This is a genomic window from Streptomyces sp. NPDC048521, assembly GCF_043199855.1.
Taxonomy (GTDB): domain Bacteria; phylum Actinomycetota; class Actinomycetes; order Streptomycetales; family Streptomycetaceae; genus Streptomyces.
In genome coordinates this window covers 159,938-172,025 of the sequence record NZ_JBICWR010000015.1, presented here as the reverse complement: position 1 = coordinate 172,025, position 12,088 = coordinate 159,938, and the positions used below count along the sequence as shown (strand labels likewise).

10 protein-coding genes are annotated in these 12,088 nt (G+C 71.0%); 6 read left to right on the top strand and 4 right to left on the bottom strand.

Annotated features, from left to right (window positions below):
* Positions 1 to 18: 18 nt before the first annotated feature.
* Entirely contained in the window at positions 19 to 1,065 is a 1,047-nt protein-coding gene (locus ACGFRF_RS30305; RefSeq protein WP_393745350.1) for a zinc-binding alcohol dehydrogenase, read from the bottom strand.
* A 127-nt stretch (positions 1,066 to 1,192) separates the two neighbouring features.
* On the opposite strand from ACGFRF_RS30305, the gene ACGFRF_RS30300 reads away from it, so the two are divergent.
* The 5 genes from ACGFRF_RS30300 (at position 1,193) to ACGFRF_RS30280 (ending at position 6,709) form a co-directional block, all read left to right on the top strand.
* Positions 1,193 to 2,596 carry an ABC transporter substrate-binding protein gene (locus ACGFRF_RS30300; RefSeq protein WP_393745349.1) on the top strand — a complete coding sequence of 468 codons (1,404 nt, stop codon included), beginning with the start codon at positions 1,193 to 1,195 and terminating at the stop codon, positions 2,594 to 2,596.
* A 31-nt stretch (positions 2,597 to 2,627) separates the two neighbouring features.
* A complete protein-coding gene (locus ACGFRF_RS30295) occupies positions 2,628 to 3,650 on the top strand; it encodes a carbohydrate ABC transporter permease (RefSeq protein ID WP_393745348.1) in 1,023 nt (340 codons plus the stop codon).
* A complete protein-coding gene (locus ACGFRF_RS30290; protein WP_393745347.1) occupies positions 3,647 to 4,513 on the top strand; it encodes a carbohydrate ABC transporter permease in 867 nt (288 codons plus the stop codon). The genes ACGFRF_RS30295 and ACGFRF_RS30290 overlap by 4 nt, the downstream gene beginning before the upstream one ends.
* A gap of 3 nt (positions 4,514 to 4,516) precedes the next feature.
* Positions 4,517 to 5,731, top strand: a complete 1,215-nt coding sequence (locus tag ACGFRF_RS30285) for an ROK family protein (RefSeq protein ID WP_393745346.1) — start codon at positions 4,517 to 4,519, stop codon at positions 5,729 to 5,731.
* A gap of 84 nt (positions 5,732 to 5,815) precedes the next feature.
* Positions 5,816 to 6,709, top strand: coding sequence for a Gfo/Idh/MocA family protein (locus ACGFRF_RS30280; protein ID WP_393745344.1), 894 nt, complete (start codon positions 5,816 to 5,818; stop codon positions 6,707 to 6,709).
* Between the two features lie 90 nt (positions 6,710 to 6,799).
* On the opposite strand, the gene ACGFRF_RS30275 is transcribed toward ACGFRF_RS30280, so the two are convergent.
* The 3 genes from ACGFRF_RS30275 to ACGFRF_RS30265 are packed head-to-tail and all read right to left on the bottom strand — an operon-like array spanning position 6,800 to position 11,362.
* Complete coding sequence (locus ACGFRF_RS30275) at positions 6,800 to 9,793, bottom strand: amino acid adenylation domain-containing protein (RefSeq protein ID WP_393745342.1); 2,994 nt, start codon at positions 9,791 to 9,793, stop codon at positions 6,800 to 6,802.
* Positions 9,794 to 9,833: 40 nt separating this feature from the next.
* Positions 9,834 to 10,658 carry an SDR family oxidoreductase gene (locus ACGFRF_RS30270; RefSeq protein ID WP_393745340.1) on the bottom strand — a complete coding sequence of 275 codons (825 nt, stop codon included), beginning with the start codon at positions 10,656 to 10,658 and terminating at the stop codon, positions 9,834 to 9,836.
* A complete protein-coding gene (locus ACGFRF_RS30265) occupies positions 10,655 to 11,362 on the bottom strand; it encodes a thioesterase II family protein (RefSeq protein ID WP_393745338.1) in 708 nt (235 codons plus the stop codon). Before ACGFRF_RS30265 ends, ACGFRF_RS30270 begins: the two co-directional genes overlap by 4 nt.
* A gap of 374 nt (positions 11,363 to 11,736) precedes the next feature.
* Here ACGFRF_RS30265 and ACGFRF_RS30260 point away from each other — a divergent pair, with 374 nt between their 5' ends.
* Positions 11,737 to 11,922, top strand: coding sequence for a hypothetical protein (locus tag ACGFRF_RS30260; RefSeq protein WP_393745336.1), 186 nt, complete (start codon positions 11,737 to 11,739; stop codon positions 11,920 to 11,922).
* Positions 11,923 to 12,088: the final 166 nt, after the last annotated feature.

The following is a 12,088-nucleotide window of genomic DNA, read 5'->3' as shown; positions in this document are numbered from 1 at the left end:
GGGGCCTTTCGAGAAGGTTCAGAATTCCAGCACGACCTGCAGCGCCTCGGCGGGGCGCTCGTCCAGCAGCACGTAGGCGTCGGCGGCGTCGGCGACCGGGACGACGTGGCTGACCAGGGAGGTGACGTCCACCTGGCCCTCGGCCACCAGCCGCAGGAAGGTCTGCTGGAGGCGCTCCACGGTCCAGCGGTGGGACAGCTGCGGGGGGACCCCGCCGATCTGTGAGCAGACGAGTTGGACGCGGTTGTGGTGGAACTCGTCGCCGAGCCGCAGGCCGATGCCGTCGCCCTGGTAGAAGCCGGAGGCCACCACGCGGCCGCCGGCGGCGACCGAGCGCAGGGCCTCGTGCAGGGCGGGGTAGGCGCCGCTGATCTCGATGGCGAGGTCGGCGCCGAGGCCGCCGGTGGCCTCCCGGATGCGTTCGGCCACGGCGTCGGTGCGGGCGTTGAGGGTCTGGTGGGCGCCGTAGCGCTTGGCGGTCTCCAGGCGGCCGTCGAGGGCGTCGACGGCGGTGACGCGGGCGCCGTTGAGCTGGGCGAGGCGGGTGGTGAGCAGCCCGATGACGCCCTGGCCGAAGACGGCGACGTCCTCGCCGAGGTGGATGTCGCCGGCCAGGACGGCGTTGTAGGCGATGGCGCCGACGCGGGCGAAGGCGCCGGCCAGCGGCTCGAGGCCGGCGGGCAGGGTGTGGCCGATCATGCGCTCGGCGGGGACGATGCCCTCGCTGCGGTGGCCCCAGATGCCCCAGACCAGGTCACCGGGGTGCGGCAGGCCGGGGGTGCCGGCCAGGTCGGGGGCGACCTCGATGACCTCGCCGACCTCGGAGTAGCCCCAGCCGGCCACCGGGTACTGGATCCCGGCCGCGCCGTCGCGGAACAGCCGTGCCTCCGGGTCCCAGGTTCGCGTCAGGTAGGGGTTGGTGCCGCGGTAGGCGGTGAGTTCGGTGCCGGCCGAGATGCCCGAGTAGCGGGTGCGGACCCTCAGGTGCCCGGCGGGCAGATCGGCCCTGACCTGCTCGGCTACCTGCACCTGGCGGGGGCCGGTGAATTGGACGACGCGTTCCACGGATGACTCCGGAAGGGGGTTGCGAGTGCGGTTGCGTCGACAATAGTCACAACTTATGTCTTGTCAACAAGCAAAAGTGATGCTGTGATGCGTCACCAGTAGACGTAAGTCGGAACGAGGACATGCAATGCGCACCAAGAGCCGGCGATCAAGAGCGATCGCGGTGGGCATCACGGCAGCCCTGGGTTTCGGGCTGCTCACGGGCTGCGCCAGCAGCACCGGGCCCGGGAAACCCGACCGGGAGATCACGGTCTGGTCCCAGGAGAACCTCCCGGATCGCGTCGCCGTGACGCAGAAGATCATCAAGGGGTTCGAGCGGAAGACCGGGATCAAGGTCCATCTCGTCGGGGTCGACGAGGGCCAGATGCCCCAGCTGATCATGTCGGCCGCCGCCTCCGGAACGCTGCCCGACGTCATCGGCGCCGCGCCCATGGGCCAGGTCTGGCAGATGTACAGCAACGGGCTGCTCAACACCGGGATACCGAAGCAGATCATCGCCGAGCTGGGGCGGAAGACGTTCAACAGCAATGCGCTGGAGCTGACGTCGGACGGCGGGACCAGCCTCGGCGTCCCCTCCGACGCCTGGCTGCAGCTGCTGGTCTACCGCAAGGACCAGTTCGACCAGAAGCACCTGAAGGCGCCGGACACCTATGCGACCGCGCTCGACGCCGCCAAGGCGCTGACGGGCAAGGGGCGCTACGGTGTCTCCGCGGCCACCGACCCCGGGGACGTCTTCACCTCGCAGAGCTTCGAGAGCCTCGCGCTCGCCGACGACTGCCAGCTCGTCGACGACCAGCACCAGGTGGCCCTCGAGTCCCCGCAGTGCCGGACCGCGTTCACGACCTATGACCGGCTCGCCCGCACCTACGGCGCTCCGGGCACCCAGACCGTCGACTCCACCCGCGCCACCTACTTCGCGGGCCAGTCCTCCATGATCGTCTGGTCCTCGTTCCTGCTGGACGAACTCGCCGGCCTGCGCAAGGACGCCCTGCCCAGCTGCCCGCAGTGCAAGGACGACCCGCAGTACCTGTCGCGCAACAGCGGCATCGTCACCGCGATGAAGGGCCCCGACGCCACCGAGCCGGCCCAGTTCGGCGAGATCACCTCGTGGGTGACCACCAAGACCGCAGAGACGGCGGCCTCCCGGGAGTTCATCGAGTACATGATGGGCACCGGCTACGAGTCCTGGTTCGGCATGGCGCCCGAGGGCAAGATCCCCGTCCGCAAGGGCACCGCCGCGCAGCCCGAGCGCTACCTCGACGCCTGGCGCCACAGCGAGATCGGCGTCGACACCAAGAAGCCCTTCGACCAGGTCTATCCCGCGAGCCTGCTCAACCAGCTCGCCGCCGGGGTCAGCAACATGCGGCGCTGGGGCATCACCCAGGGCGAGGGCGCCCTCGTCGGCGCCACCAACGGCGAACTGCCCGTCCCGAAGGCCATCGGCGCCATGACCAGTGGGCAGACCTCCCCGTCCGAGGCGGCCCGCGAAGCCGACGACGACGTCGCCGCCCTGCAGAAGTCCCTCCAGTAGCCGCCCTCCTGCACGTCACGAAGGTCACCTCATGACTACAGCTCCAGCCGGCGCACCGCAGCGCCGGAAAACCGGCGCCGTGCCCGCGGACCGTCCCGCCGCACGCGGGCGCCGTCCGATGACCGCGAGCCGCCGCGCCAACCGCGCGGGCCTCGCCTTCGTCTCCCCCACCTTCATCGTGGTCCTCGTGGTGGTGATCCTGCCCATCCTGTGGACCGTCCTCCTCGCGTTCCAGCACGCCAAGCTGGTCGACATCCAGGGCATGGGCCTGTTCGGGAACTGGTCCCTGGACAACTTCACCCAGGTCTTCGACTCGGCAGGCTTCTGGTCCAGCCTGTCCACCACCCTGATCTACACGTTCGGGGCCACCTTCGGCTCCATCGCCCTCGGCCTGATCGCCGCGCTCGCCCTGCGCAAGCCGTTCCGCGGCCGGGGTCTGCTGCGCGCGGCGATGCTGCTGCCCTACGTCGCCCCCGTCGTGGCCGTCTCCTTCGTGTGGGAGGTGGCGCTGAGCCCGCAGTACGGCGTGGTCAACACCTGGGGCCGGCGGCTGTTCGGCTGGGACGACCCCATCGCCTTCCTGTCCACCCGCGCGTACGAAGTGCACCTGCTCGGCCTGCACTTCGACATCCCGCTGGCGCTGCTGACGGTCATCGCCTTCGAGACCTGGCGGTACTTCCCCTTCGCCTTCCTGTTCATCCTGGCCCGGCTGCAGGCGGTGCCCGACGGGCTGGAGGAGGCCGCCCTGGTGGACGGCGCGACCCCCACCCAGCGGTTCCGCCACATCCTGCTGCCGCAGCTGATGCCCGTCATCGCCCTGCTGTGCGTGCTGCGTTTCATCCTGACGTTCAACAAGTTCGACGACGTGTACCTGCTGACCGGCGGCGGCGCGGGCACCGACGTCGCGGCCGTACGCGTCTACGACTTCCTGACCGCCCGCTACGACGTGGGGGCGGCGGCCGCCCAGGCGCTGGTCCTGGCGGTCGCACTCATGATCCTGCTGGGCGTCTACTTCAAGTTCTTCGGCAACAAGCTCCAGGAGGAGTCGTCATGAGCCGGGCTCAGTTCGAGGAGCGGTTCTTCGGCGTCGCGCGCTGGTTCGTCATCGCGTTCCTCGCCCTGATCACGCTGCTGCCCTTCTACTACATGGTGCTGCTGTCGCTGAAGCCCATCGACGCGCTGCTGCTGGACCCGGGCTCCCTGTGGGTCTCGGGCAAGGACTTCACGCTGTCGACGTACCGGGACGTGCTGCGCTCCACCGACGACGGCGGCCAGGGCTTCCTCAAGTTCCTGATCAACTCGGCGCTGGTGTCCCTCGGCACGGTCGCCCTCACCCTGCTGGCCTCGGTGCCCGGCGCGTACGCGGTCAGCAGGCTGAAGTTCTTCGGGCAGCGTCAGGTCAGCGCGTTGTTCCTGGCGGTCTACATGTTCCCCGCGACCCTGCTGGCCGTCCCGCTGTTCGTCGTCTTCGCCAAGCTGCACCTGTCCTCCAGCCTGGTCGGACTCGCCCTCGTCTACGTCGCGCAGACCGTGCCGGTGTCGATCTACATGCTGAAGAACTACCTCGTCACGATCCCCTACTCGATCGAGGAGGCGGCGGCGCTCGACGGCGCCAGCCGGCTGCAGACCGTCCGCAAGGTGATCCTGCCGCTCGCCCTGCCCTCGTTGATGGCGACCGGCCTGTACGTCTTCATGATCGCCTGGAACGAGTTCCTGTTCGCCCTGCTGTTCCTCGCCGCCGACCCCGGCAAGTGGACGGTGCCCCTCGGCCTGGCCCAGCTCTCCAACGGCGTCGAGGTGCCCAAGACCGTGCTGATGGCCGGCTCGGTGGTGCTGACGATCCCCGTGGTACTCCTGTTCTTCGCCGCGGAGCGGCTGCTGACCGAGGGCCTGACCAGCGGCGCCGACAAGAGCTGAGACATGGGGAACCAGATGCTGACACCGAACCAGATCAGCGCGGGCGAGCTGCTGCAGCTGATCCGCAGCGGCCGCGCGCACACGCGCGCCGATCTCCAGCGGATCACCGGGCTGTCCCGTTCGACCGTCGGCCAGCGACTGGACCTGCTCAACCGGGCGGGGTGGCTCAAGCACGTCACCGGCTCGTCGACCGGGGGCCGCCCCTCCCAGCAGATCGTCTTCGATCCCCGGCACGCCTCGGTCATCGCCGTGGACCTCGAGACCCGGTACGCCCGTGCCGCGGTCCTCGATCTCGCGGGCACCCTCCTCGCCGAGAACACCGGACCGCTGGACATCAGCGAAGGACCGGACGCGGTGCTGGACCAGCTCGCCGGCTGGTTCCCGGACCTGATCACCGCGGCCGGCGTCGACGCCGGGCACGTCTGCGGGATCGGGCTGTCCGTCCCCGGCCCCGTGGAGTGGGACACGGGCCGGGTCATCGAACCACCGATCATGCCGGGCTGGGACCGGTACCCCATCCGCGAGCGCCTGCAGAAGGCCTACGCCGAACATGTGGGCGCGAGTTCGGAGGACGGTCCCGTCCCCGTCTTCGTGGACAACGACGCCAACCTCATGGCGTTGGCCGAACACCAGGCCAACCACCGGGACTGCACGGCGTTCGTGCTCGTGAAGGTCTCCACCGGCATCGGCGCCGGCGTCGTCGTGGACGGCAAGGTGTACCGCGGCATCGACGGCGGCGCCGGCGACATCGGCCACATCCGGCTGCACGACAAGCCCGACGTCCTGTGCCTGTGCGGCTCCCACGGCTGCCTGGGCGCCGTGGCCAGCGGCCGGGCCCTGGCCAGGGAGCTGTCCGCCCTCGGGGCCGACGCCACCTCGGCCTCCGACGTCAAGCGCCTGCTCGCCGAGGGCCACCCGGACGCCCTGCGTCTGGCCCGGGAGGCCGGGCGCCGGGCCGGCGAGGTCCTGGTGACCGTCGTCAGCCTGCTCAACCCCGGAGTCCTCATGATCGCCGGCGAACTTTCCGGGGTGCCGTTCATGACCGGTGTCCGGGAGCTGCTCTACCAGCGCGCCTTCCCCCGTGCCACCGCGAACCTACAGGTCGTCACCTCACGCCTGGGCGACCACGCGGGCGTCATAGGGGCCGGCGCCATGGTCGTCGAGATCCTCTACTCCCCCTACCGCGCCGACGCCCGCCTCGGCCGCCTCGCGGCCTGAACCGGCGAGCCGCGCACCCCCGTCGCAGCAACCGAGGTTCGCGAGCAGCTTCTCGCCCGGCCTCCCCGTACAGACAGGAACACCGTGACCGCCATATCCGCCCCCTGGACGCACCGGCCCGTCGAGGTCGGCCTCGTGGGTGCCGGCCCCTGGGCCCGGGCGATGCACGCCCGCATGCTCGCCGCGGGGCCGGAGACCCGCCTCGCCGCCGTGTGGGCCCGCCGCCCGGAGGCCGCGCAAGAGACCGCCGCGCCCTACGGCGCGCACGTCGCCGCCTCCTTCAGCGAACTGCTCGACCGATGCGAGGCCGTAGCCTTCGCCGTGCCTCCCGCGGTGCAGGCCGACCTGGCACCCCTGGCCGCGCGACAGGGCAAGGCGCTGCTCCTGGAGAAGCCGCTCGGACCCGACCTGCCCGCCGCACAACGCGTCGCCGATGCCGTCGCGGACGCCGGAGTCGTCTCCCAACTGGTCCTGACCAAGCGCTACCACCCGGTCACCGACGCCTTCCTCGACGCCGCACGCACCCGCGAGGTCACCGGCGCACGCTCCTGCTACCTCCACGGCGCCTTCCTCGGCGGCGACTTCGCAACCGGCTGGCGTCTCGAGCACGGAGCGCTGCTCGACCTCGGCCCGCACCTCCTCGACCTGCTGGACACCGCCATCGGCCCCATCACCGGCATCCGGCGCACCGGCGACCCGCGCCGCTGGATCGAGCTGAGCTGCGAGCACGAGAACGGTGCGGTCAGCCAGGCGACCCTGTCCGGCTCCGTCGCCGTGCCGCGGACGCTCACCCGTGTCGAACTCTTCGGGCCCGAAGCCCCGTTGACCTACGACACGGCGGACATCGACCACGAGGAATGCTGGCCGATCCTACGGCGGGCCTTCGCCACCGCCGTACGCACGAACCGGCCCACGGCCCTTGACGCGGCGCGCGGCCTGTACCTGCAACGCCTCATCGATCAGGCAGCCCGGTCATAGCCCCGACCGGGCAGCGCAGGACCTCGTGTCACCGAACGCCCGGAGGGCGCGGCCCGGGCCGCGCCCTGCGGGTGTCGGTCGGTCCAGCGGTCACCGCTCCAGTTGGGCGGCGAGCGTTCTCGGTGTGGGATTGCGGTACAGGTCCCGTGTCTGCGGGGCCGGCAGGCCCTTTTCCCGGAAGACGGCCGCCAGTCGGGTGGCGAGCAGGGAGTTCCCGCCGATGCCGAAGAAGTCGTGGTCGGGCCCGACGCTGAAGCCGAACACCTCGCTCCAGACCGAGCACACCTGGGCGAGCAGCCCGGACTCCGCCGCCTCGGACGCTTCGGGTCCGGGCACCGTGTCGGCGGGGCGGACGCTCCCCGGCGCGGCGGGCCGCGGTGCCGGGAGCTTGCCGGTGTCCAGCTTTCCGTTGATCGTGCGGGGGATCTCGGAGATCGGCGTCCAAGTGCTGGGCAGCATGTACTGCGGCAGGGTCTTGGCGGCGCGTTCCCGCACCTCCGCCGTGCCGTAGGCGGTGCTCACGCCGCCGCGGAACATCAGATAGGCGTCGAGCCGGAGACCGCCGACATGGTCGCGGCCGGGGATCACCACGGCGTCGGACAGGGCCGGGTCCTCCAGCAGGACGGCCCGCACCTCGTCCGTCTCGATGCGGTAGCCGCGTATCTTGACCTGGTTGTCCAGTCGGCCCCAGTGCTCGATGCGGCCGTCGGGAAGAAGCCTGCCGCAGTCGCCGCTGCGATACAGGGTGCCGCCGCCGGCCGGATCGTCGAGGAAACGTTCGTCGGTGAGTTCCGGACGGTCGAGATAGCCGAGCGCCACGCCGGCGCCACCGACGTAGATCTCGCCCCGTACGCCCTGCGGGAGCAGTCGGCCCCTGCTGTCCCGGACGGACACGCTCCAGCCGCGCAGCGGACGGCCCACCGACCGGTCGCCGTGCAGTATCCCGGTCCGTGTCACGGTCTGAGCCGTGACGTGCACCGTGGTCTCGGTGATGCCGAACATGTTGACGAAGCGGCACTGTGACCAGCCGTCGGTGTCCAGGCAGGGCCTGAGGATACGGGGGTCGAGCGCCTCTCCGCCGAAGACGAGCAACCGCACCGACACCGTCCCGTCTCCCGCACCGGGCCTCACGAGCCGGACGAGCTCACCGAACGCCGATGGCGTCTGGTTCAGCACGGTCACCCGCTCCGACACCAGCAGGTCCAGGAAGGTCTGCGGTGACCTGGCCGCAAAGTAGGGGACGATCACCAGCCGTCCGCCGGTGAGCAGACAGCCCCAGATCTCCCACACGGAGAAGTCGAAGGCGACCGAGTGGAACTGCGACCACACGTCGTCGGCCGAGAGCGCGAAGTCCGAGCGGGTGGCTTCCACGAGTGCGGTGACGTTGCGGTGTGGCACGACCACCCCCTTGGGATGGCCGGTGGTGCCGGAGGTGTAGATGACGTATGCGGGCCGTCCCGGGTCGGTCCGGTCGGTCACGGGCGTGTCCGGTTCCCGCTCGGCGTGCGACGCCAGGTCGGTGACGGACACCGTGCGGACGCCGGCGATGTCCGGCACCGAGTCCTTCTCGGGACCGATCACGAGCCGCAGACCGGCGTCCTTCACCGTGTAGGCGATCCGCTCCGCGGGATAGCCGGGGTCCGTGGGGACATAGGCCGCTCCGCTCTTGAGGACGGCCAGCAGCACCACCACCAGGTCGGCGGAGCGTTCCATGCAGACCCCGACCCGGTCCCCCTCCCGCACGCCCAGGGACCTCAGCGCGTGGGCGAAGCGGTTGGCCCGCGCGTCGAGCCGGCGGTAGGTGAGGGTCTGCTGCTTGTGTGTGACGGCCACGGCATCGGGCTGGGCGGCGGCGACCTCCTCGAAGGCACGGTGGACACAGCGGGGTTCCGCATCGAGCGGGCCTCCGTCCGCCAGTTCCCGGATCGAGGCCTCCTCCTCGTCGTCCAGGATCCGCAGACGGTCCACGGGCGTCGTGGGCGGCTGTTCGAGAAGCTGTCCGAGGACTGCGGTCAGGTGTCGGCAGAACTGTTCGACGAGGGTCCTGTCATGGCCGCTCTCGTCGAAGAGGCACACCCCTTCCAGTCCCTCGGAGCCCTTGTCGAACCAGTGGACGGCGAGGGGGGTGCCGGGCCAGGTGCCGGGGAAGTACGACATCTCGCGGCCGGGGCTATCGTCGTCGAACGCCACGGTGATCCGCGACATCCCGCCCTCGCCGCCGCCCCCGGCCTCCGATCCGGCACCTGCGAACCGGGCGGGATCGTCGAGGGCGGACCGCGCCTGAGCGAGCAGCTCGCCCGTCGTGTCGGCCTCCGTCAGCGTCAGCGGCACCGTTTCCTCCGCCGCTCCCAGTACGGCGGCGCTGCGGTGGCGGCGCCGCACCACGTCCACGGTCGCCTCGGCGCGGTCCAGGTAACGCATCGCCGTGTACGCGACGGCGGCCAGCTGGGCGGCGCGGAGTTCCGGCGTACCCGGTGCCGGGCGTTGGCCGGGCGGGGCCGCGGGAACCGTGAACCGGTGTGCCGCACGGCAATCGGGACCGCCGTCGGCGCCGGGCACGCCGGCGTTCGCCGCCCGTGAAAAGCCCGCCCCGTCGTCCGGGCCCGCGACCGGAAGATCCCACCACAGCCGCGGCACCGGGCTGTCGGGGCTCTCCGCCACGGCCCTGGCGACCGAGGTGAGGGACGCCCGGTCGAGACACCACCGGGCTGCGGTGAAGACGAGTTGGTCGCCGTCCGCGCAGCGCAGGATCACCAGGCGCACCGGCGCCGGACCGTACCGGGGTACCGGCCGCAGCAGTTCCCGGTGCAGTGCCCGCACCGCCCGAGGGTCGTCCGAGCGATGCGGCACCGTCTCCAACCACACCGTCCGGGATGCCCCGGCACCGCGCCGCACCGCCGCGCAGAGGTCTCGTTCGTCGGGTACGGGGCATCCGTCGACGACGTCCCGCAGGCGCTCGGCGAGGACCTCCGGGTCCACTCGCCGGCCCTTGCGGAGGACGACCGCGTGGTGGTCGAAGGGGCGGGAACGCTCGGTGGGCGAGAGCGCGTTGTGTGACTCGTATGCGGTCAGGACCGCTGACATCTGGGCTCCCTGTCGCAGGTGCGGGCCGTGGGCGGCCGTGCTACTTGGCCGTGAATCCGCCGTCGACGGTGACCACGCTGCCGGTGACACCGCGCGAGCCGTCACCGACCAGCCACAGCACGGCTTCGGCGACATCGCCCGCTTCGACCAGTTCGTTCGTCGGCTGGGCCTGGACGAAGATCTCCTCGTGCTCCGAGACGGGCACGTCCAGGGACTTGGCTATCTCGGAGAGCATGCGTCCTTCCAGCACCGGGTCGTCCCGTACCGACCCGGGGCACACGGCGTTCACGCGTACCTTGAGCGGCGCGTAGTCCAGGGCGGCGGCACGCGTCAGGCCGATCAGTCCGTGCTTGGCCGTGACGTAGGCGGCGAAGTTGCGGTAGCCGACCAGCCCGGCGGTGGAGGAGACGTTGACGATGCTGCCGGAGCGCTGCCGCGCCATCACCTCGCCGACCGCCCGGGTCATGCGCCAGGCCCCGGAGAGGTCCACGTCCAGCATGATGTTCCACTCGTCCTCGCCGATCTCGTGGACCGCCTTGCCCGACGGGGCGGCGATGCCGGCGTTGTTCACCACGGCGTCGACACGTCCGAAGCGCTGAACGGCCGTCGCGACCGTGGCCTCGACGGCGTGGAGATCACGTACATCGGCGGGGCAGGAGACGACGGCGGCCCCGTGCGCCCGGCACAGCTTCTCCGTGTGGGCCAGCTGGCCCTCGCTGCCGAGGGCGTACGGGACGAGGGGGAGATCGTCCGCGACGTCGACCAGCACCAGGTCGGCGCCGTGGGAGGCCAGCAGTTCGGCGCAGGCGCGGCCGATGCCGCGGGCGGCGCCGGTCACGATGACCGCTTTTCCACCCAGCCTCATGCCCACGCCTTGAGTTCGTCGTCGATGAGCTTCAGCAGCGGCCCCGGGTACTCGGTCAGGTACATGTGGCCGCCGGGCAGTTCCTCCAGACGGAACCCGGACCGGGTGGCCGTCTCCCACTGAGCGGCCTGCTCGGACGAGACCAGCGCGTCGTCCAGGCCGCGCACGGACGTGATCGGCGCGTCGAGAGGGTCCTTCGCGGTCGAGACGTACGCCTCGTGCATCTCCACATCGGAGCGGAGGGTCGGCAGCAGCAGCTCCAGCAGTTCCGGGTCCGCCATGGTCGGGTGGTCGTACCCGGCGAACTCACGCACCCGGGCCAGGAACTCCTCGTCCGGGAGCCCGGTGGCACCCGCCTCGCGCCTGGTCGTGGGGCCGGCCGAACCGCTGACGAAGAGGTGGGCCACCGGTATCCCATGCCGCTCGCGCAGGTGACGCGCCATCTCGTAGGCGAGGACCGCCCCGAAGCTGTGGCCGAAGAGGGCCACCGGTCCCGGCGACAGATCGGCCTGGGCGACGAGTTCGCCGGCCAGCGACTCCACCGCGGTGAAGACGTCCGGGAAGGGCGGGTCGTCGAGGCGCCGCTCGCGCCCGGGGAGCTGGACGGGATGAACCCGGGTGGCCTTCAGGTCGTAGCGCTGCCACGGGGTGAAGAAACTGGCGCCTGCTCCGGCGAAGGGGAAGCACAGCAGGGGAACGGTCATGGGGGTACGGCTCCTGTCAGTCGCCTGTACAGGCTGTCGGTCGGGGATGGGCCGTGCGCGGGCGAAGGGTGGCGCGCGGCACCGGAACGCCCCTCTGCGGCGCGGGACGGCCATGACGGTGCATGCGGAAGTCGCGACAGCCGCCTGCCGGTCAGCAGCCTGTCCATGCCGTGGCCCGGACGATGCCTTCCGCTGTCCGTTGCACGGCGACGTGCCCTCGGCGCGCAAGGCGATGTGACTGTGTCACGGCATGCTTGAGCCGCCCTTGAGGGTGCCTGTCTGTCGCGATCAAGTTTTTCAACCGCTTTTTGACCGCGGTTCTAGGCGGGGTGCCCGAAGCTGGCTGCCCTGAGCATTCCGACGCTGGAGACCCGATGGACACCCCCGCGCACTCCGAGTGGACCACTGCCCTGGCGACCGGCGGCATCGCCCGGGCCGTGCCGTTCGGCGGACCGGATTCCCGCGTGGTGAAGTGCCAGGCCCGCGCGCCGGTCGTCCAAGGGCCCCCGATCCGCTCCGGTACCTCTCCCGGACGACGGGAGTTCGACGACAGGACCTAGCCCAGCGGGGTGGACCGGGGAAGGACGGTCCGCATGCCTCGGCGGCCGATCTCCGGTGCATGAGGTCCCCCGCGGGTCGGCCGCCGCCCCTGCCTGTCCGGGGCGGCCGGGACCCCCGCTCCGTCGCTACCACGGCGTGCGAGCCACGCAGCCGTTGTCCATTTGT